We start from the raw sequence: 22,056 nt of genomic DNA, 5'->3' as shown, positions 1-22,056 counted from the left end.
TGAAAAATGGATTTCCTAGTTAAATGCTTGGCAAGGTTGTCCAGTTTCATGCATATAGATCATATATAGGAGTTTAGATATCTGGGGGGTGATTAAATGAAGATAAAATTATCTATGCAGACATATAAGTGGATTTGTTATGCGATTGGTTACGTCTTTATCACTTCAGGAATTATGAAGCTTGTAGTTAGTGATTTTAGAGGAATGTTCGCTAATATGGGGCTACCATTTCCAGAGGCAACTTTATTTCTTGTAGCCATTGTTGAAATTGGTTGCGGCGTGTTAATTGTGGCTAGGCTCTATATTCACCTCGCTGTACCACCCTTATTGCTAATCATGCTTGGTGCACTTTATTTCTCAAAGCTTCCTACTTTATTTAACAAAGGTTTTCTTTCCTTCGCATTTGAAGCAAGACTTGATATCGTCATGTTTATCCTTTTACTTTTAGTTTGGCAGCATGTTAGAGGTAAAATAGCTTTTTAGAAAAAGGTAAGCATAGGGCTTCTTTTTCTCAAATCTTTGTTTTAAAAAAGTTATACACATGTTTACACCCCTTTTCTGTTGAAAAGGGGTGGATAACCTTGCTATTGTTTGTGGAAAACAAGTAGTTATCCACAAACTTATGCACATATGCACAAGTGTTCGTAGTTATTTTGTTGCCGAACAACTTTTCTATACTATATATAGATTCCGGCAAAATAATTATCCACGGATTGTGCATAACCTTTAAATTATGTGGATAACCAGTGAAGCTATCCTAATTTAAGTAAGGATAGCTTCAACATTACTCCTGTGTACCTAATGTTAATGTTGTTTCATTTCTTTCGCCTTCACGGTAATAGGTGACGGTTATTTCATCACCTATTTCTTTATCTTGATAAAGAACTTTACGAAGATCGATCATATTCATAACTGGATTGCCATCTAACTCGGTAATGACATCCAATCTTTTAAGGCCTGCTTGGTCTGCTGGAGATAAAGGCTCGACACTCCATACATAGACGCCACCTTCTACTTCATTAGGCAAACTGAGGGTATCTCTCCATTCAGCTTGTGGCACTTCATCCAAGGAGTAAATCTCCACACCTAGAAACGGTCTGTTAACTTCACCTGTTGTTTCAAGCTCCTCTATAATTGGCATAGCTGAATCAATCGGGATTGCAAACCCAATCCCTTCAACTGCGGCTTGGTTAATTTTCATGGAGTTAATCCCAATCAGTTGTCCGTTAATATTAATTAACGCTCCACCACTATTACCTGGGTTAATGGCGGCATCTGTTTGAATAACTTCTGCTTGCCAATCTGCACGGCCATCCTGATTAAAATCCTGTGGGATCGTACGCTCCTTACCGCTAATAACTCCTTGTGTTACGGAACTTGAAAACATAAGGCCCAGTGGATTTCCAATAGCAATGGCAGGCTCGCCAACTTTTACATTCTCAGAGGATCCCAGTTCCATCGTTTGCTCGACCTGTTCTCCATTCATTCTCAGGACAGCCAAATCCGAGAACACGTCACTTCCAACTATCTCGGCTTCTATGTGGGTTTCATCATATAAGACAACCTCTACGCTATCAGCACCTTCGATGACGTGATGGTTTGTTACCACATAGGCTGTGCCATCTTCATTTTTATAAATAACACCTGATCCTTCACCAGCTTGATTCGACTCTTGTTGTTGCCAAAAGTCACCTTGCTGCTGAATATTAATAACACCTACCACCGCAGGGGTTACCTGCTCTACCACGTCTGTGACTTGGGTGGTGACATCGACATTCACTGCGTTAGCCGTCCCTTGGGACCCATCATTCATACTGGAGTTTCCTGGCTGACTCTGTTCCGTTGAATTACCTGGGAGTAAATTATTCTCTTGTAGTGCTGGTAATGCAACAACAACTAATAAAATACCGATAATGACACCAAGTAATGCAGGAACAAGCCACCCTCTATTTTTCCGGTGGCGATGAGGGTTTGGTGGGTAATGCTCATCATAATAGCCCATAGCTTTATCCCCTTCTATCCTAAATAGGTCTAAACACTCTAGTATAGTATTCCTTCATTACAAATAGAATAAACAAAAATGTTTATTCTATTTGTAGGGATGCGTAAATACCTTACTTGTTAAACTAACGTACAGCTAATGTCAATGCCTATAGCTTCATACTACACAACTTCGTATAACGATGTTGGTGATTTCGGATCAGTATCACGCAAATCAAGGGTAATACCTCTTTCCTGCAAGACGCTGTCTACGGACATGCGCGCAAGATCCTTCATATTATTATCCAAGCTAAGGTGTGCCAAGTAAATCCGCTTTGTCCGATTACTAATAATATCAGTAAGCGCCAGACCACAATCCTCATTGGATACATGGCCTGAGTCACCTAGTATTCTTCTTTTGACATTCCATGGGTATCTTCCCATACGCAGCATGCTCACATCATGATTCGCTTCAAAGATGTAGGCATCTGCATCCTCGACTGTCTTCTTTATTCGTTCCGATACATAGCCAAGATCTGTAACAAGTGCTACCTTTTTTCCTTCATGGTGGAATGTGTAAAACATCGGCTCTGCAGCATCATGTGATACCCCAAAGGATTCGATGTCCAGATCTTGAAATTGTTTCACTTGCTCCATATTAAAATGAAATTTTTGATCTACCCCAATTTTGCCAATACTGTGCTCCATGGCTTTCCATGTTTTTTCATTCGCAAAAATCGGCAAGTTGTACTTTCTAGCCATAATACCTAGCCCTTTAATATGGTCACTATGCTCATGTGTAACAAGAATGCCTGTAAGAGTTTCAGGGTCGATGTTAATTTGGCTAAACAGGTTGTCCATCTGTTTCCCACTTAACCCCGCATCTACAAGCAATCTTTCCTTTTCTGATTCTATATAAAACGCATTTCCTGTGCTTCCTGATGCAAGCACACTAAAACGTAACGTCATGGTAGTTCACTCCGATTTGTTTCTGCTTGTGTCAATTTCCTAAGTTTGTTAATCATGTCATCTTTCCAATCAAGATCATTTGGGATAACCTGCACATCCATAAAATTTTCCATGATCATATCCCGGGTGAAATTTTCTTCAGGATCGGTAAACAATTGCCCTTCAATGGCGTTTATAAAGTAATCTCGTTCTTCATTTACAGACACTTTATAGGTAGGAGCAAAAACTTGTTTTCCACCAGTAGGAGGAATCCAAGTATGATAACCGAATTCTACATCATCTACATGGTCTTCAAAAAACAAGGAATTATCTTCATACAACGTTCCAATGGCCTGCATTGGCTTAATTAATGTCCGTAAATTGTCTTCATGCGAGGCATCGGTATCACCAAGAATGGATTGAGTATAATATTCTATCTCATTATCTTCATTCAAAAAGACAAGCAATAATCCATATTGGTTGTAGTATATCGGGTCACCTTCTTTTTCTTGAAAGAAAAGGATAACATTTAACTCCTTGTCCCATTCCCAAAACTTGTAATTTTCTGCACGGTAAACATAGTCGTTAATTGCTTGAGAGATTTCCGCTCCATCTGCCTCCTCTGAAATCGGGATAGGATCATCGAAGTGAGAGATAATTAAGTTGTCTGTATTTATTACAGTTTCTTGATTATCAAGCTCATCAATTGTTTCCTTTTGCTCTTCTGTGAATTCTATTGGGGAAACCGTGATAGGAGATTCTTTTTCGACCCCTACTTTAATATCTCCGAGCGTAATTCCCTCCCTTTTTAACTCTTCTTGAAGGGTAAGATTCTCATCCCCTGAATATTGATCAGCCCTGTCCTGCTTATCTATAAACTGTACGAGTAAATATATATCTAAAATGAGGAAACAGAGGATAAACAGGGTTTTAATTTGACTCCATTGCATCCTTGTTCTCCTCCTTTACTGGTTGCCAAGAACCATTATAGTTCATGTACCATTTTGCTCTGAGACTAAGATAGTCAGCATTATCAATATAGGCGAGTTCGTAACCGATACGAATATTTTCAACATTTTCTAAGGAAATATCCTTTTCACCACGTTCCCTTAAATAAGCTATAATGGCCTCTCCAGAATCAAGGTTAGTGGGCTCTGGTGTTATTTCGGAAGTCACCTTGAACAAGGGACGCTTATATTCTAAAAGGGTCCCACTGCCAAATTTTTGTTCGATTGCTGTTAACCCTTTATCAAAAACTGGATAGTCCTTATAGTACATTTGATAACGAACTCTTTCTGATCGTCTATCAATGGAAAGAAGCTTGTAATCATTTGTCCAACCACCATGATCGGAAATGCTATCCATACTATATTCAAGTAGCTCTTGTTTCTGCGATGGGAGCCCATCACTAGATTGGGGGTTAATAAAACTCATGACCCGGCCATTCTTTATCACTTTTAACTCACGGATAGCATCCGTATAAGAGGGTTCATTAAGCGGATTAAGAGACCGACTCACGATCCTTGGATCCCGAAATAGAGAGTTAACGAGCATTTGTACATTAAGGTCCCTAGTGGAAAGGGTATAGTTTTCTACATTTTCCACTTGGCTGGGCAAATAAATTTCTTCTGCTCCTTCAGAAAAATGTACGTATTGAATTAAACCCTCTTTTCCTACAAGCTTTGATTGGAACAATTCGAAACTACTTGCATCATTTATGGTGGCCGTCGCTCGGTGTTGCCCGTCTACAGAAATAAAGGTAACCTCTAGTAACCGATTATTTTCTTTATAATTTAATACAATCTTTTCAAATGACCAGTTTGGTAAATTCTCTGCCACTTCATCAAGACTAAATAAGTTGTTTGCAAGTGTCATTGGTAAAGCGTCAGGAAAACGCATCTCCATGTCAAAATTCGACTCGTTTATAATTTGATGTTCTCGAAAATTGCTCATTGTCCATGTCTGAAGCTCTTCATAAAACTCACGCTCTTCCTGAGGAGAGGGAAAGCCATAATGTGTGTCTTCTTCTGCATGAAACAAGATAGAGGTCGGCTCAATAATCGAGCGGACAGATTCCTCTGTGCCACCGAGATCACCTTGTGAGTATACATCCTCGCCACCCAATGACTCACTTTCAGAGGGTTGATATGTCCATAGGCCGAAGCTGAGTAGTAAACTCACACCAATTAGGACAATTAATAAAAATGATTTGGTTGTTTCCAGTCTCATCGCTCGCCCCTCCACATCTTATTCATAAGTGGCAGTGTGAAGAATATCGTTGTGCCCTTTCCTTCCACACTTTTCGCCCAGATTTTTCCGTGGTGTACTTCGACGAGTTCCTTGGCTATCGCTAAACCTAGTCCTGTACCACCAAGCTTTCTTGTACGGGCCTTGTCAGCTCTGTAGAAACGTTCAAAAATCCTTTCCAGCTTATCATAGGCAATTCCCATTCCTTGGTCTTGAATGCTCACCAGCAAGTGATGCCGGTTGTTTTCTACCTTCAACTGAATGGTTCCACCTTCTGGAGAATACTTAATAGCATTAGAGATAATATTATCAAGTACTTGGGTCATCTTATCTTTATCAAGCCAAACTAGATATTTCCCTCGCGGCAGATCCCGTTTTAACGTAATATGCTCCGGAATATTCATCTCAAAACGGTCAATTATTTGATGGAAATAGCTAACAAACTCTGTCCGCTCTTTTTGAAGTGGATACTCCTTTGCATCCATCTTAGATAGCTGCAATAAATCATTAACCATTCTTATCATGCGGTCTGTCTCATTTTGTGCAACTTCCAGGAACCTAGGTGCTATCTCTTTATCTTTCCACGCGCCATCATTTAATGCTTCTATATAGCTTCGCATCGTTGTCAATGGGGTCCTCAACTCATGCGATACGTTAGAAACAAACTCTCTTCGTTCCTGTTCGACCTTTTCTTGTTCAGTTACATCACTAATTACAGTAATAAACCCAGTTATCTCTTCTTCATCATCCACAACAGTGGAAAAATTTGACCTTACTAAAAACTCTTCTTCTTCATTACTAAAATCAATAATCATGGAGCCGCTATCCTGTAGTTCTGTTATATCGACTATTTTATCCTCGAGTTGTAAAACATCGATTAATAATTCTCCGATAATATCATCTGGATCATGGCCGATTAACCTGCCCGCCGCTTCATTCATCAAGGTAACGGCACCTGTGTTGTCTGTTGCGATTACACCGTCTGACATATTAGAGAGTACAGAGCTAAGCTTTCTTCTCTCCTCTTCAATCGTCGCATAGGAGTGTTTAAGCCGACTGTTCAGGTCATTAAATGTGTCAGCAAGATGGCCTATTTCATCTCTTCCATAAACATTTACCTTTTGAGTAAAGTCTCCTCTTGCCATTAACTGTGCCTGACGACGCATTTCCATTATTGGTTTCGTGATCGTTCGGGCTACTAATATACCAATAAAGGCTGATACCGCAATGGCGAGTATGGACCCTTTTAGAAAGATCTGATTAATATTATCCAGCTGTTCATAAACCATCTGTATGTTGGCTTCCGCATAGAGCACTCCAACCGTTACATCATCCTCTCCCTCTTTATAGAGAGGCTGAACAATCACGTATATCTGTTCTCTATTGTACTGAACTACTTTTTTCTCAGTCTCTCCTCCTTGGAGAACGCCTTGCACAAGTTCATTGGATATTTTCTTCCCAACATCACTTTGACTCTGATAATCGTTCGTTGCTATAATTCTGCTTTGATTGTCTATAATCTGTAGCTCCATGCCATCCTCTGAACCTACTTCAGCTACAATACCTCTCACTTCTTCCTCAGGGGTTACTTCATCTTCGGCTCCTGTGAGTTCCCTGCTCAAAGCTTGTTCTAAATTGTGTGAGAGTAGTCTTAAACGATCATCAACAGAGGTTTGATAGGTTTCTACCAACTGGGATTCAAGTTCTGTGGTAAAGAAAGAACCAATAACCTGAATAGCTACTAATAATAGCAGAATATATATAATAATAAACTTTAACTGTATCGAACGAAAGAAACCAACTTTATTCATTCTACATTACTCCTGCTCAGGGTTACGTAGATAATATCCAACACCTCTTCGGGTTACAATCCATACGGGATTGCTCGGGTTTTCTTCAATCTTTTCACGAAGACGACGTACGGTAACATCCACCGTTCGGACATCACCAAAATAGTCATATCCCCACACGGTTTCCAGTAAATGCTCTCTTGTCATTACTTGCCCAATATGGCGAGCCAGGTAATGGAGCAACTCGAATTCCCTGTGTGTCAGCTCTATCTGCTCTCCATCTCTTGAAACAACATAGGCATCTGGGTGTATAACAAGGCTACCGATCACAATATCCTTTGTTGCTTTTACTGTATCGTCTGGTGCAGCATGTTGTCTGCGTAGGTTCGCTTTAACCCGGGCAATCACTTCACGGTTACTGAACGGCTTGGTAACATAGTCATCTGCACCAAGCTCCAATCCCAGGACCTTATCAATTTCCGCGTCTTTTGCTGTTAGCATAATAATCGGCATCATTTGTGTCTTTCGGATTTCTCGGCATACTTCATTACCATCTTTATTTGGAAGCATTATATCCAATAATATTAAATCAGGCTTTTCTGCTTCTGCTACTTGGATAGCTTCATCGCCATCATGAGCAAGTACCACATCATAGCCTTCTTTTTCAAGGTTGAATTTTAATATATCTGCAATTGGCTGTTCATCATCAACTACTAAAATCTTTTGACTCATCTTTGCCACATCCTTTTTTATTCGCATACTTGCAAGAGGATTTATCATCCTTAGTAAAAAGCAACATATCCACTTTTACTGTTTAAGACATATTCATCCTCATTTTATAACACTACTTCTATTCTATCGTATTTTCGGGTAAATGTCTTTACCTGCCTTTTACTCCCTTAAAAGGAAGGAATACATTTTGAAATACAAAAAGACAGCCACAAAGGGAGGGCCTCTTATAGGCAATCATTCCCTTTATGGCTGACTATATATTTTAATTACTACTTAGCTATATACACTGCGTACTACATTTGTTTGACTACGATCTGGCCCAACAGAAAATACTGAAAGCGGGATTTCTGTTAGCTGGGAGATTCGCTCTAAATAATGACGGGCATTTGCTGGAAGTTCATGTAAGCTTTGAACACCAGTAATATCTTCTGTCCAGCCTGGCATCTCTTCATAGACTGGCTCACACTCAGCAAGTGCTGTTAAGCTCGCAGGAAACTCATTGATGACTTCCCCTCTATAACGGTAAGCAACACAAATCTTCAATGTTTCAATTCCTGTGAGTACATCAATGGAGTTTAGCGATAAATCTGTAATTCCGCTAACACGACGGGCATGACGAACCACCACACTGTCAAACCAGCCAACACGACGTGGTCTACCTGTTGTTGTACCATATTCACGGCCTACTTCTCTAATTTGATTTCCAACTTCGTCATGCAATTCTGTTGGAAACGGGCCATCGCCTACACGGGTTGTATAAGCTTTAGAGACACCGACAACATGATTAATTTTAGTCGGACCAACACCAGAACCTATCGTTACACCACCAGCAATTGGGTTGGAGGAGGTTACGAATGGATACGTTCCTTGGTCGATATCAAGCATAACACCTTGCGCTCCTTCGAATAATACCCTACGACCTTCATCAAGGGCATCATTAAGAACAACGGATGTGTCACAAACGTATTTTGCCAATTGCTGTCCGTATTCATAATATTCCTCTAGAATATCTTCCACCTGTACAGAATCTACTTCATATACTTTTTCAAAGAGACGGTTCTTTTCCCTCAGGTTTTGCTCAAGTTTTTCACGGAAAACATCTTTATCCATAAGATCGGCAATACGTATTCCCATACGTGCTGCTTTATCCATATAAGCTGGTCCAATCCCCTTTTTGGTTGTCCCAATTTTGTTTTCACCTTTTTCTTCTTCTTGTAAGATATCCAGCTTTAAATGGTATGGCAAAATGACATGTGCACGATTGCTAATACGCAGGTTATCTGTTGAGACATTGCGCTCATGCAAGTATGCAACCTCTTCTACGAATGCTTTTGGATCAATTACCATTCCGTTACCAAGCACGCAAATTTTATCATCGAAGAAAATCCCGGATGGAATTAAATGTAGTTTATACGTAACATCATCAAATTTTATTGTATGGCCGGCGTTGTTTCCACCTTGATATCTGGCAACTACTTCGGCATTTTGCGATAGAAAGTCTGTAATCTTTCCTTTTCCTTCATCGCCCCATTGTGTTCCAACTACTACTACTGAGGACATAGTGCACCTCCACAAAATTTATATTATATGTTTTCTTTAATTACCATAGTAAGTTTACCAATATTTCTTATGTCAGTCAATCCGAAATACGAACAATGTTATATAAATAAATTTCAACGTTCGTAATAACGGAGTCTCCCTTTTGTTTGGTTTATTCCCACTGCTTAAAGGTTACTGATTGGAAAATTGCTAATTGCGCTACAGGAAATACTCCATTTTCCTGGGGCAGCTGTTAAATCGGGATATACTTCCACCACCTAGAACCTTCTTACTTTATATACTGTCCTAAATTGTAAAAAAGCAGTCTCTCCTAGGGAAAGACTGCTAATTAATTTATATTACACCGGGACCGGGGGGATGTCACTCTCTGAGTAGCGGTGATCTAAGTCCACAAATTTGTTATATTCTTTCACAAATGCCAACTCTACGTTACCTACTGGACCGTTACGTTGTTTGGAAATAATAATTTCAATAATGTTTTGTTTCTCTGATTCTGTATCGTAGTAGTCATCACGATAAAGGAAGCCAACGATATCGGCATCCTGCTCAATACTACCCGATTCACGAAGGTCGGACATCATTGGGCGTTTATCCTGTCTGGATTCCACACCACGTGACAGCTGGGATAACGCAATTAGCGGTACATTTAGCTCACGGGCAAGCCCTTTTAAGGAACGAGATATTTCTGATACTTCCTGTTGTCGGTTTTCTTTTGAGTTCACACTACCTTGGATTAACTGAAGATAATCAATTAAAATCATACCAAGTCCATGCTCTTGTTTTAATCTACGACATTTGGAGCGGATATCCGCAACACGGATACCAGGTGTATCATCAATATAAATACCTGCATTGGACAGGCTTCCCATTGCCATCGTTAGCTTACTCCAGTCATCTGCTTCCAACTGTCCATTACGCATCCGCTGTGCATCAATATTCCCTTCCGCACAGAGCATACGTTGAACAAGCTGATCTGCTCCCATCTCCAGACTGAATATCGCTACATTTTCATCCGTATTAACGGCCACATTTTGCGCTACATTCAAGGCAAAGGCCGTTTTACCAACGGAAGGGCGGGCCGCAACGATAATCAAATCATTTCGTTGGAACCCGGAAGTGATTCTATCCAAATCCCGGAATCCTGTCGGTATCCCCGTTACATCTGCGCTTTGGTGATGTAGTTGTTCAATATTATCATAGACATCGATTAACACATCTTTAATTGCTTTAAAGGCACCCGAATTTTTTTGGCCGGATACTTCTAAAATTGTTTTCTCTGCTTCGTTTAATACATCCTCTACCTCATCTTCACGTTCAAATCCGGAGGTAACAATGTCTGTAGCGGAGCGGATCAGCCGGCGCAGCAATGATTTTTCATCAACAATTTTACAATAGTACGCTATATTCGCGGAGGTTGGGACACTTTCAGCCACCTCGGAAAGATACGTAACACCTCCGACTTCCTCAAGCTGTTTCGCATTATGCAAATACGTGGTAACCGTTACGACGTCAATTGGCTCACCTCTATCAGCAAGCTTCATCATTGCCGCAAAAATGCGTTGGTGTGAAGCCCTGTAAAAATCCTCTGCCACCAACAGCTCTGAAGCTGTGGAAAACGCCTCTGGGTCTAAAAATATAGCACCAATAATGGATTGCTCTGCCTCTATATTATGTGGTGGTCTACGATCACTCCATGTGTCGCTCATGAACCCCGCCTCCTTTCTTTCATGATAGAAGGCTCACTTTGAAAGTGAGCCTCCTTAAAATTTGTTAAAAAGATACCATGTTCCCTAAAGCACCTCGTCTACTAGACTGACACAATAGGAATGTTTATTTTTCTGCTACATGTACTTTAATAGAACCGGAAACCTCTGGGTGGAGTTTAACCGGTACTGTCGTATATCCAAGAGCTCGGATCGGCTCATCCAGCTCAATTTTTCGCTTATCTATTTTATAGCCATGCTCTTTATGCAAGGTTTCTGCAATTTGTTTGCTTGTAATAGAACCAAACAGTCTACCACTATCACCAGACTTGGCTTTTAATTCAACCGTAAGCTCTGCTAATGTGTCTTTTAAATCCATTGCTTCTTCTTTTTCTTGCTGCTCTAGCTGCTCATTCTTTTTCTTTTGTGCCTCTAAAGCCTTCATATTAGCATTGGTAGCTTCCTCTGCCAAGTTATTTTTTAGTAGGTAATTGCGTGCATAGCCATCGGAAACATCTTTCACATCACCTTTTTTGCCTTTACCTTTTACGTCTTGCAATAAAATTACTTTCATTCAGCTTCTCTCCCCTCATAGTACTCTTGTAAAATATCTTTGAGCAGGTTCTCTGCATCATCAATAGTTGTATCCTCTATTTGAGTTGCGGCATTCGTTAAATGACCGCCACCATTCATTTTTTCCATAATTACCTGGACATTTACTTCACCCAACGATCGGGCGCTTATTCCTATTCTACCATCTTTTCGCTCGGAAATGACAAATGATGCGCTAATTCCACTCATTGTCAATAATGTGTCAGCAGCTTGTGCAATTAACACAGGACCGTAAGCCTTGCCTTCATCAGCTTTTGATATTGCAATATGCTCGCGATAAACCTCTGCTCGCTCTATTAGCTTACTCCGTTCAACATACAAATCAAGATCTTCTTTCAAGAATTTCTGAACAAGTACTGTATCCGCACCTTTTGCTCTTAAGTATGAGGCTGCATCAAAGGTTCTTGATCCTGTTCGTAAAGTAAAGCTTTTTGTATCCACAATAATTCCTGCAAGTAATGCAGTCGCTTCAAGCATTTTCAGCTTCAATTTTTTTGGCTGGTATTCTAAAAGTTCTGTGACCAATTCAGCAGTGGAAGAAGCATATGGTTCCATATAAACAAGAGTTGGATTATCTATAAACTCTTCTGCTCTTCGGTGATGATCAATGACAACTTTATATTCTGTTTGGTGAAGCAAACTTTCATTTACTACCATCGATGGTTTATGTGTATCAACTACAACAACAAGGCTCCTGCTGCCTGTAATGGACTCTGCTTCTTCTGGTTCAATAAAATGCTGCCAAACATTTTCTTCCTCTTTAATGGCATCCACTAGACGATATACACCAGTGTCCACATCATCTGGATCAAACACAATATATCCTTCTACATCATTGGATTTAGCAATATTCAATATCCCGATCGCTGCCCCGAGTGAATCCATATCTGGTGATTTATGCCCCATGATGATAACATTGTCGCTCGCACGCACCAACTCTTTTAAGGCATGGGATATCACCCGAGCCCTAACTCTTGTTCGTTTTTCCATTGGATTTGTTTTACCACCATAGAATCTAACTTTACCAGCATCATCCTTAATTGCCACCTGGTCACCACCACGTCCTAGGGCTAAATCTAGACTTGATTGTGCTAGCTCCCCTAACGTCGGTAAATCAACATCCCCTTGGCCTACACCAATGCTTAGTGTAACAGGATTATTTTGCTCTCCGTTCAATTCACGAACCTCATCTAGAATGTCGAATTTCACCTTTTCAAGCTTTTCTAGTATATCTTTTGTGCCAACTGCTAGAAACCTCTCCTGGGATGTACGCTTCAAATAAAGGCCATAAGAAGTGGACCATTTATTTAGTACCTCTGTTACCTTGGAGTTGAGTTGACTCTTACTGGTGTCATCCATGTTTTGCGTTATTTCTTCATAATTATCTAAGAAAATAAAGGCTAACACTGTTTGATCATCATGATATAACTGCTGTAATTCAGCTTGCTTAGTACGATCAAAAAGATAAAGCAATCGCTCTTGCTTTTTAACTGTTGTCTGAAACTCATAACCCTCTAGGTGAAACCATACATTTTCTTTATTCTCTTTAATCATAGGGATAAGGTCTTCAGATAATTGCTGGAGTGACTCACCAACAAGGCTATCTTCTGCAAATTGATTCATATAAGGATTTGCCCATTCAATGGTATAGTCCTCATTGTATAAGATTATACCAAACGGCATTTCTAACAGGGCCTCTTCCCCGACCCGTTTAATTCTATACGATAATGTTGATATATATTGTTCCGCTTCATCCTGCAGTGTTTTCTCAGTACGAATACTGTAAAAAAAGGATGCCCCAAGTAATAATGTCATGATAAGGCCAAGCACCCATTGGAAATACCATATTACGACAAGTAATACGATCGAGAGTAAATAAATAATCCATAAATGACTGCTTAACACGGGGTTCTTCTTTCCATCTGGCATTTACATCAGCTCCTACTGCCTAAACCATAATTTGAGGACTATTCATCTTTTTTGGCAAGACGGTCTCTCATTCCAAATCCCAAATCAAAGATTCCTATAAAGCGCACAAGGAATATAAAGAGTGTTGGGAAAAGCAGAGTGAGTACCACACTGAAAATAGGGAGTGCTTTTGACATTTTCTTGTGATGTGCATAAAAGAATATAAATGAAAATCCCTGTAGGGTCATCAGTAATCCTGTTAAAACAAGTATATTTTGTGCTCCTGTATAGAAGAAGCTTGTTGTGTCACTTACCAAAAATGATGCTATTAAGGCAAAGAAATATACCCATATTAAGGATGCCGGAAACTTTAGTGTTCGAAACGGTGGAAATCTCAAGTCTTTTTTGTCCAGCCTGTTTATCACCTTATAACTAAGCCATTGACTGATAAACGCCATAACGATTGCTCCCCCTACGAGTAGTACTGGCAATAAGTTTACAAGTAGGTCAATTGTCTGAACTAGCACCTCTTCACCCTGCTCCTGACTTGATAACCCAAATTCGCTCAGCGTTTCAAAGGTTGAGTCCATTGACATATTCATTTGTTGTTCAATCTCTTCAGTCCAATTCACCTGAAAGACAACCTGTGTAAAGACAAAAGCAAACAGAAGTCCAAAAATAAATCCTAAGGTACCTCTGGCCCATGTTTCGTGGGCAGAAAGCTTGCGAAATATTGCGTGCCCTATCATAACTCCACCACTACCCATTAAAACGGCAATAGGCAAGGAATAAAGGCTAGCTATAAGCATGGAAATTAATGCTGTTACAAGCCACATCAACAATGCTGGTTTCCCACCATGTTTTGAAGCAAAAATTACGAACGGGATTGGTAACAATACCATTCCTATAATGGATATCACAGGAGCAAATACACTAACAAGTAATAGGATTGCAAATACAGCTGTCAGGATAGCTCCGTCTACTATTTTTTTAGATTGATTCATTGTGCACCCCATCTAATTTTTAAACAAATATTAGTCCACTTTAACATTTATCCCCCCACTTTATTGCTCGGCAAGATGTAAGCAGTAAAGTAGGGGGAAGCTTCATTCGCCTAATACTAAATCAAAGCGGACAAAAAATTACCTTGTTATTATGATAACATGTTTTTAAATGAAAGGCTTGTCGAAAACAGTAGAAAATATTATTTCCCGGGTAATATTCTGTTATAACCTGTAACGATTACAACCGTTTTAATCGTTGCCTGCTTGCAGTTTACAAAAATGTCATGTTTTTTAATTCATGTATGACTGTTTTCCTTTATAATAGATATAGACTACTAAATAAGGATGAAGAATATGAAAATCCATCATGTATTTCTGCAAAGCCTCAAACTCCCAAGTAAAAAAGCTACCTTTTCGCTTAATCGTGTTAGCATGGATATTACCATCATTTATATGTTTATTCTGCTCATACTTGTCTCTATTCCTGCTTTAATTGATCGCATTGCCGAAAATAATAGTGTGTCAGCAGAACTGAATATTCTCTTCCTCATTATCTATTTCTTCATTTTTTACTATCTGCCTTTAGCAGTTTTTGTCTGTATCGGCATCTCCATCACCGCTTATCTTGGAGTATGGGTGGCAAAAGGGTTGGATCGGAAGCTACAGTTCCCCCTGCTTTGGAAAATGAGCGTATTTATTGCTACGATTCCGTTTATTATATATGCCATCATTGCTTTCCTTTTTCCTGTAGATGATGTTTTATTAGGTGCTTTTTTTGTGTATATAATATTTATGCTGTTTATTATCATTCGTATCTATCCGAAACGAAGGAAGCAAAATTAATCTAGTTAGGAGTAGATTATTATCTATGAGGTATATCTTGTTCGTAATCATTGGCCTAGTTAGCCTAACTGCTTGCTCTGATGATCCATTTGTTAAATCAACCGAGGAAACCCATTTACTTGTAGCATCGACATCAAGTATATCTGGCACTTTGCCAGAATTAGTGGAAGAATTTGAAGAAGATAACCCATATATTAACATTTCTGTAGATTACGGTCCTTCTGGAGAACTTGCTCAACAAATTCAGCAGGGGGCACCTGTTGATTTATTTCTATCAGGGAACCAGGAATGGATGGATATGCTGGCAGATCAGTCTATGATTGTACCTGAATCCAGAAAAAATTTCGCAACAAATAAACTTGTATTTGCCGGAACTGCCGGAGAAGATTTGAAGGTGTCATCTTTTGAGGAATTAAAACAACATTCATTTGAAAAGATTATTTTAGGACAACCTGAAACTTCACCAGTTGGCACCTATGCACAGCAAGCACTACAATCTGCAGGTGTCTGGGATGCTTTATCAAACTCCTTCTTTTATGCTAAAGATGTTGCACAAGTAGTCACTTTTATAGAATCAAGAAAAGTGATGGCTGGATTTGTTTATTACTCAGATATCATTGAATCTGATCACCTGGAAGTACTTTTCCCTGTTGATCCAGAATTACATGATCCCATTGAATTTCCCGCAGCGATTACGACATATAGTACAAACCAGACCGATTCAGAAAGGTTTATCGAATTCCTGCATAGTGATACTGCAAACGATATTTTAGAGAAGCATGGCTTTAACAGGGAGTAATTCCGAAGTTATTCCTTCGTGCCTACTAAAATCTCATTCTCTACGATCGAACAAAACTTATCTACTTCCTCAATAAATGGGGAATGGCTGGAGTTTTCAAAGGTGAAAAATTTCTTCTTAGGAGATTGTACGTTATCAAAAAAACGTTTTGCCTGTTGGTAGGATGTCTGGTAGTCATGCTTTCCTTGAAATATATAAACCGGTATCTCCATGCTAGGAACTATCTGTGTTAAATCGTTTTTTGCTAACTCTTTGTATAAAGAATAGGAGTAGTTCGATCCCCTTAAAATATTCATTCTCTCTTTAAGAGAGTACGACTTACAAAATAGTAATTCCTTCATTTGCTTAAGGTTGGAGTAATTGTCGCGTTTCATACCGCCTCCATACTTAATTAAATACTTAAATAAAATCTTTCCATACTTCGTGTTATTGTAGTAGTTTTCATCAAGTGTTATTTGGGAAATTTCTTGCTGTGCCTTTTTTTCACCACGGTCTATTGCCGTCTGTAATAAAAATTGTAATGTTTCCTTTTCTGAGTCTGCCTGGCTGCCTATTTGTCCAGATCCCATATAAGCATGAAAAAGATGGGGATACTTTGCAGCTGTTAAGCATCCTAAAAAGCTCCCCCAGGAATGACCAAATAGATAGACCTTCTCTTTATTGAACCTCTCACAAAGGTATGTTGTTATACTAGCAGTATCCTCGACTAACTGTTTAGAGCTTAGCTTCTTATTTGTCATTCCTTTATGGAAGGACATCCCTGTGCCACGTTGATCCCAATAACACACTGTAAAATATTTCTCTAACTTCAAATGGCTATTTTTTATAAAGGGATATCCTGGATAGCCAGGTCCTCCGTGTAAGAAAAGTAATAAGGGGTTTGCAATATCCTCCCCTTCAATAAACATTCCCTGTACCAGCCCATTAATTTCAATAAACTCTTTCTTCTTAATTCCCTCTCTTGGTGCGCTTGTTTCTGCAACAGGTTGCATATTCACTACCCCCGTTCAAACTTATCGTATTGTATATAATACGACTTTGATAACTATAAGATTCACTTTATTTAGAATCTAGTAAAGAGGAGGAGGGTAAGCTAGTTTTCACTTAGCCAATGTTTTAACACATAAAAAAACCTCCAGACCTTATACCGGTCTAGAGGTTTAAATAACAATTACTCTGCTACGAATGGTAACAATGCCATTGTACGAGCACGTTTAATTGCTATAGTCAATTTACGTTGGTATTTTGCAGAAGTTCCAGTTACACGACGAGGAAGAATTTTTCCGCGTTCTGAAATGAAACGTCTTAGCAAGTCAACATCTTTATAATCGATGTGTGTAATTCCATTAGCTGTGAAGTAACACACTTTACGACGCTTTGCGCGTCCGCGACGAGCTGCCATTGATAACCCTCCTTTTTACTTTAGAATGGTAAATCATCGTCTGATATATCTATAGGCTCCCCATTATTTCGAAATGGGTCGTCCTGATTTTGGTTCTGGTTCTGATTTTGATTCTGATTAGGTTGATACTGGTTTTGGTTTCTGTCCTGTTGGAAACCTGAATTATCCTGCCCTTTATTCTGGGAAGAACCTTTTGATTCTAGGAATTGAACGCTGTCTGCAACAATTTCTGTTACAAATACCGTTTTACCATCCTGCCCTTCAAATGTACGTGTCTGCACACGGCCATCCACACCAATTAAGCTTCCTTTTTTCATGAAGTTCGCAAGGTTTTCGGCAGGTCTTCTCCAGACCACACAGTTAATGAAATCAGCTTCACGGTTTCCCTGCTGATTAGAAAAAGGACGATTAACTGCAATAGTAAAATTGGCTACGGCCACTCCGTTGGGTGTATAACGTAAATCAGGATCCTTCGTTAACCTGCCAACTAGTACGACACGATTTAACATCAGAACCACTCCCTATTATTAATCTTCTTCTCGAATTGCAATATGACGAATAATGTCTTCAGAGAATTTAGCTAGGCGATCAAATTCATTTACTGCATTTTCATCACCGCTGAAATTAATGATTACATAATATCCATCACGATAGTCTTTGATTTCATAAGCAAGACGTTTCTTGCCTTTTTCATCAACTTTTTCAATCTCCGCGCCATTATCAGTTAGAATACCATTAAAGCGCTCAACTAAAGCTGTTTGAGCATCCTCTTCAATGTCTGGGCGGATGATGTACATGATTTCGTATTTTCTCATCCGTTACACCTCCTTTTGGTCTTAGCGGCCCTTATTTTTTGTCAGGCAAGAAGCCTTCCTCACCAAGGGCAAGGAGTAATCGTAATAATAATTACTCACAATTGTGTATTATACCAAATCTTTTTTGAAATAACAAGGTTTCGAGAGATCCTTTTTACGTTAGATGTTTTTTTATACATTGAAACGGAAATGGATGACATCGCCGTCCTTAACGATGTACTCCTTACCTTCCAAGCGTACTTTACCGTTTTCCCTTGCTTGCCCCATCGTACCTGCCTCGACCAAATCACCGTAAGACACCGTTTCAGCACGGATAAAGCCTCTTTCAAAGTCTGTATGGATGATACCCGCTGCCTGCGGTGCCTTCATCCCTTCACGGAACGTCCAAGCTCGTACTTCCTGCTCTCCGGCAGTAAAATAAGTAGCTAATCCCAATAAATGATAGGAAGCTTTGATAAGCTTATCAAGTCCTGATTCAGAAATGTTAAGATCTTCAAAGAACATTTCCTTCTCTTCCAGGTCTAGCTCAGAGATTTCTTCCTCTATTTTTGCGCAAATAACAATTACCTCTGCATTTTCTGCCGCTGCAAATTCCCTTACTTTTTGTACATTTTCATTACCATCAGGGTCTGCAACCTCTTCTTCACTAACATTTGCCACATATAATGTCGGCTTTGCTGTTAGTAAATGCAGGCCTTTTACTATTTTCCATTGGTCCTCAGAGAAGTCCATTGCCCGAGCAGGCTTTTCCTCTTCTAGTCCAGCCTTTAGCTTCACAAGTATTTCCTGCTCAGCCACAGCTTCCTTATCCTTTTGTCTTGCCAATTTTTCTACACGTTGAGTCCGTTTATTTACTGTTTCAAGGTCAGCCAAAATAAGCTCCAGGTTAATGATTTCGATATCATCAATTGGATCAATTTTTCCAGAAACGTGCGTAATGTTTTCGTCCTGAAAACAGCGGACTACTTGGCAAATCGCATCCACCTGGCGAATATGGGATAAAAATTGGTTCCCAAGACCTTCCCCTTTACTTGCACCCTTCACTATTCCAGCAATATCGGTAAACTCAAATGCAGTTGGTACGGTTTTTTTCGGTTTAACTAGTTCTGTTAATTTATCTAAGCGCTCATCGGGTACTTCCACAATACCTACATTGGGATCAATCGTGGCAAACGGATAGTTCGCAGCTTCTGCTCCCGCTTGGGTAATTGCATTAAATAAAGTTGATTTTCCGACATTCGGAAGTCCGACGATTCCTGCTGTTAAAGCCATACAACCTTCACTCCTTAAGGATTTCCATTCATATGAACGTGATAGTTATCCTAATTATAGATAGTAGACAAACAATTGACAAGCTAACAAAAAACAAAAATAGGCATTTTGAGAATGCCTATTTTCATATTTAACTCTATTTATTTATCTAACACTATCTTTTTCTACTCTCATAATACCATTTTTACAAGAGAATCGTCCATTTTACATCCCAAAAAACTTTATGCGAATGTAAAATGAACTACAACTCAATCTTCGGCTTTTTCCAATACTTTTTTCACTTTCTTTGTAAAATCTCTTCGCGGGATCATTACACTGTGATCACACCCGAGGCATTTAATTCGAATATCCATTCCCATTCGGATTATTTTCCATCGATTTTCTCCACACGGATGAGGTTTCTTCATTTGCACAACATCATGTAAATTAAAATCTTTCTCCGCCATTCCCTTTTCTCCTTTATTTAAAGTTAATAGCTCTATTATATAGGGAAATTACTCGCCACGCTCGCGATTTTTATCTAATAATTTTTCTTTATCATTTCCAGAGTACATTACAATACGTGGAGCAGGGATTTCGATACCTGCATTGTACAGTTGGTTTTGTATTTCTTTTCGGATATTTCGTTCACCGGCCCATTGGAAACCAGGAAGTGTATCAGCAATGATGCGAATCGTAAAGTGAGATACATCCAGATTCTGTACGCCAATAATTTCTGGAACACCAACAATGAAATCGTACTTATCTGGTAGTGTAGCGACAATTTCATTAATGGCATTTTCTGCATCATTTACATTGCTTTCATAAGGGATATTAACATCTACAATAGATAGACCGTTATGAACAGAATAGTTGATAACCTGTGTGACATTGCCGTTTGGCAGCACGTTTAATTCTCCAGTCCAGCTCAGTACTTTTGTCGTACGAAGTCCTATTTCTTCTACCGTACCTTCAATTCCAGAAACACCAACATAGTCCCCTACTGAGAATTGGTCTTCAAATATAATAAAGAATCCTGAGATAATATCACGCACAAGATTTTGCGCACCAAACCCGATAGCAAGTCCAGCAACGCCAGCCCCTGCTAGTAATGCCCCAACATTAAAGCCAAATACATTATCCAAGATCATAATAATAGCAATAAAATATACTACATAGGCAACCACATTTTTAATTAATTTTTTTAGCGTATTCTCTCGTCTTTCCGTTATGCGAATTGGACCTTTTTCTCTTTTCATAAAGAGACGATTCACGAGCTTTCTTGTAACCCGGACTATTATTAATGCCAATACTATAATTAGTATAGCATCCAAAATCTTTCCCCCGATTAACAACCATAAATCTGGGCCTTTAAGATAATTCCAAGTATCTTCAAAATTAATCACTACTTCTCCTCCTAATCATGTTGCTATGTTTTTTTCTACGTTTCTTTGTACCATAATGGAAATAGCAGTAATCTAGTCAACACGTATAAATTCAATATCCCATAGATCGGGTATAAATAACTAACCAGTGTACTAAATCCTAATGCTGTTAATGGAATCATTGTAACCAAGGTAACCACGACAATCAACCATAATGGTTTGTTTATATAGCTTTGAATTCTCGTCACAATGCCGAGAATTCCGGAAGCAGCTGTTGTAAAGATCGCAAACCATAATAATATACTAATAAAGATGATCATTTGTACTGGATAATGCTGAAGAATGGCAAATAAGGGGATCTCAAATACGAGAAGCTCGTCTGCAATTTGGATAAGGCTATTGTTATAAATATAGGAGATACTTCCAAGCAGAAAACCACTGCCGACACAAGCCACCCAAATTTCTTTTTTTGACTCTACTTTATTTCCAACCGCCCCCAGTACAGCGATCAGTGGTAATATGTTCAATGCGGTGAATGGAAATGCCGCAGTCCAATTTCCTTGCTCTCTCCAGTGGGAGAACAGTTGAAGATCTTGATCCACCGTAAATAATAGTAGAACGAACACCAAACCACCTAACAGAGGCGGTAGGATAAATTGATTAATTGAAAGAAGTCCATTTATATCTTTCATAAACAAGGCTATTAATGCCATTAACATAATACATATACCCCACCAATAGGGAAAATTAAACGCTTGTCCTGTAGCACCACTTCCTGCAATCATAACAACCGTTGTAGTGAAGAGATATAGAAAGATCATTACATCATAAATAGCCGTCATTCTTTTCCCGACGATGATACGCAATACCGGCAAATAATGTATAGACTGATGTTTATAGCTAAGGCTCATAATGACCCCACATGATAGGGAAAAGAATATAGCAAACAATAGAATAGCAAGTCCACTTTCATGGCCAAAAAACTGCCAAAGCTCTCGTCCAGAGGCATAGCCTGCCCCAATTGTCGTTCCAATTATTAAAAACATCCATTTAATTCCTGCTCGCATAATTTGTCCC

Annotated in this window: 22 protein-coding genes; 3 read left to right on the top strand and 19 right to left on the bottom strand. The window is 39.2% G+C overall.

Annotation, left to right across the window (positions count from 1 at the left end; genetic code table 11):
- Positions 1-96: 96 nt before the first annotated feature.
- A complete protein-coding gene (locus tag BN985_RS02540) occupies positions 97-483 on the top strand; it encodes a DoxX family protein (protein ID WP_232225521.1) in 387 nt (128 codons plus the stop codon).
- A 301-nt stretch (positions 484-784) separates the two neighbouring features.
- Here BN985_RS02540 and BN985_RS02535 read toward each other — a convergent pair whose 3' ends face one another.
- The 11 genes from BN985_RS02535 to BN985_RS02485 all read right to left on the bottom strand — a co-directional run bounded on the left by BN985_RS02535 (position 785) and on the right by BN985_RS02485 (position 14,484).
- Positions 785-2,002, bottom strand: coding sequence for a S1C family serine protease (locus BN985_RS02535; RefSeq protein ID WP_042220908.1), 1,218 nt, complete (start codon positions 2,000-2,002; stop codon positions 785-787).
- A 161-nt stretch (positions 2,003-2,163) separates the two neighbouring features.
- Positions 2,164-2,949, bottom strand: a complete 786-nt coding sequence (locus tag BN985_RS02530) for an MBL fold metallo-hydrolase (protein WP_042220907.1) — start codon at positions 2,947-2,949, stop codon at positions 2,164-2,166.
- Complete coding sequence (locus BN985_RS02525) at positions 2,946-3,878, bottom strand: two-component system regulatory protein YycI (RefSeq protein ID WP_042220905.1); 933 nt, start codon at positions 3,876-3,878, stop codon at positions 2,946-2,948. The genes BN985_RS02530 and BN985_RS02525 overlap by 4 nt, the downstream gene beginning before the upstream one ends.
- Complete coding sequence (locus BN985_RS02520; RefSeq protein ID WP_042220904.1) at positions 3,859-5,157, bottom strand: YycH family regulatory protein; 1,299 nt, start codon at positions 5,155-5,157, stop codon at positions 3,859-3,861. Before BN985_RS02520 ends, BN985_RS02525 begins: the two co-directional genes overlap by 20 nt.
- Positions 5,154-6,986 carry a cell wall metabolism sensor histidine kinase WalK gene (gene walK, locus BN985_RS02515; protein WP_042220902.1) on the bottom strand — a complete coding sequence of 611 codons (1,833 nt, stop codon included), beginning with the start codon at positions 6,984-6,986 and terminating at the stop codon, positions 5,154-5,156. Before walK ends, BN985_RS02520 begins: the two co-directional genes overlap by 4 nt.
- Positions 6,987-6,992: 6 nt before the next feature.
- Positions 6,993-7,697 (bottom strand): response regulator YycF, encoded by a 705-nt coding sequence (gene yycF / locus BN985_RS02510; protein ID WP_042220900.1) that lies wholly within the window; start codon positions 7,695-7,697, stop codon positions 6,993-6,995.
- A gap of 273 nt (positions 7,698-7,970) precedes the next feature.
- Positions 7,971-9,257, bottom strand: a complete 1,287-nt coding sequence (locus BN985_RS02505; protein ID WP_042220898.1) for an adenylosuccinate synthase — start codon at positions 9,255-9,257, stop codon at positions 7,971-7,973.
- A 338-nt stretch (positions 9,258-9,595) separates the two neighbouring features.
- On the bottom strand, positions 9,596-10,963 hold the full coding sequence (gene dnaB, locus BN985_RS02500) for a replicative DNA helicase (RefSeq protein WP_042220896.1): 1,368 nt from the start codon (positions 10,961-10,963) through the stop codon (positions 9,596-9,598).
- 124 nt (positions 10,964-11,087) lie between these two features.
- Positions 11,088-11,534, bottom strand: a complete 447-nt coding sequence (gene rplI / locus BN985_RS02495) for a 50S ribosomal protein L9 (protein ID WP_042220894.1) — start codon at positions 11,532-11,534, stop codon at positions 11,088-11,090.
- A complete protein-coding gene (locus tag BN985_RS02490; RefSeq protein ID WP_042220893.1) occupies positions 11,531-13,501 on the bottom strand; it encodes a DHH family phosphoesterase in 1,971 nt (656 codons plus the stop codon). Before BN985_RS02490 ends, rplI begins: the two co-directional genes overlap by 4 nt.
- A 38-nt stretch (positions 13,502-13,539) precedes the next feature.
- Entirely contained in the window at positions 13,540-14,484 is a 945-nt protein-coding gene (locus BN985_RS02485; protein WP_042220892.1) for a YybS family protein, read from the bottom strand.
- Between the two features lie 354 nt (positions 14,485-14,838).
- On the opposite strand from BN985_RS02485, the gene BN985_RS02480 reads away from it, so the two are divergent.
- A complete protein-coding gene (locus BN985_RS02480; RefSeq protein ID WP_042220891.1) occupies positions 14,839-15,327 on the top strand; it encodes a DUF1189 family protein in 489 nt (162 codons plus the stop codon).
- Between the two features lie 25 nt (positions 15,328-15,352).
- The gene (modA, locus tag BN985_RS02475; protein ID WP_042220889.1) at positions 15,353-16,126 is read left to right on the top strand and encodes a molybdate ABC transporter substrate-binding protein; all 774 of its coding nucleotides are present in this window, start codon (positions 15,353-15,355) and stop codon (positions 16,124-16,126) included.
- A gap of 8 nt (positions 16,127-16,134) precedes the next feature.
- On the opposite strand, the gene BN985_RS02470 is transcribed toward modA, so the two are convergent.
- The 8 genes from BN985_RS02470 to BN985_RS02435 form a co-directional block, all read right to left on the bottom strand.
- Complete coding sequence (locus BN985_RS02470) at positions 16,135-17,118, bottom strand: alpha/beta fold hydrolase (RefSeq protein WP_042220887.1); 984 nt, start codon at positions 17,116-17,118, stop codon at positions 16,135-16,137.
- Positions 17,119-17,297: 179 nt separating this feature from the next.
- A complete protein-coding gene (rpsR, locus tag BN985_RS02465) occupies positions 17,298-17,528 on the bottom strand; it encodes a 30S ribosomal protein S18 (protein WP_042220886.1) in 231 nt (76 codons plus the stop codon).
- Positions 17,529-17,548: 20 nt separating this feature from the next.
- The gene (gene ssb / locus BN985_RS02460; RefSeq protein ID WP_042220884.1) at positions 17,549-18,037 is read right to left on the bottom strand and encodes a single-stranded DNA-binding protein; all 489 of its coding nucleotides are present in this window, start codon (positions 18,035-18,037) and stop codon (positions 17,549-17,551) included.
- Positions 18,038-18,055: 18 nt separating this feature from the next.
- The gene (gene rpsF, locus BN985_RS02455) at positions 18,056-18,343 is read right to left on the bottom strand and encodes a 30S ribosomal protein S6 (protein ID WP_042220883.1); all 288 of its coding nucleotides are present in this window, start codon (positions 18,341-18,343) and stop codon (positions 18,056-18,058) included.
- 171 nt (positions 18,344-18,514) lie between these two features.
- Positions 18,515-19,615, bottom strand: a complete 1,101-nt coding sequence (ychF, locus tag BN985_RS02450) for a redox-regulated ATPase YchF (protein WP_042220881.1) — start codon at positions 19,613-19,615, stop codon at positions 18,515-18,517.
- A 248-nt stretch (positions 19,616-19,863) separates the two neighbouring features.
- A complete protein-coding gene (locus tag BN985_RS02445; RefSeq protein WP_042220880.1) occupies positions 19,864-20,061 on the bottom strand; it encodes a DUF951 domain-containing protein in 198 nt (65 codons plus the stop codon).
- Between the two features lie 48 nt (positions 20,062-20,109).
- The gene (locus tag BN985_RS02440; protein ID WP_042220879.1) at positions 20,110-21,000 is read right to left on the bottom strand and encodes a mechanosensitive ion channel family protein; all 891 of its coding nucleotides are present in this window, start codon (positions 20,998-21,000) and stop codon (positions 20,110-20,112) included.
- A 35-nt stretch (positions 21,001-21,035) separates the two neighbouring features.
- Positions 21,036-22,049, bottom strand: a complete 1,014-nt coding sequence (locus BN985_RS02435) for a YkvI family membrane protein (protein ID WP_042220878.1) — start codon at positions 22,047-22,049, stop codon at positions 21,036-21,038.
- Positions 22,050-22,056 lie beyond the last annotated feature (7 nt).

This window comes from Oceanobacillus manasiensis (assembly GCF_000724085.1).
In the GTDB taxonomy this organism is placed as follows: domain Bacteria; phylum Bacillota; class Bacilli; order Bacillales; family Amphibacillaceae; genus Oceanobacillus_B; species Oceanobacillus_B manasiensis.
Note: the sequence above shows the minus strand (reverse complement) of the source record. Positions and strands in the feature narration are given on the sequence as shown.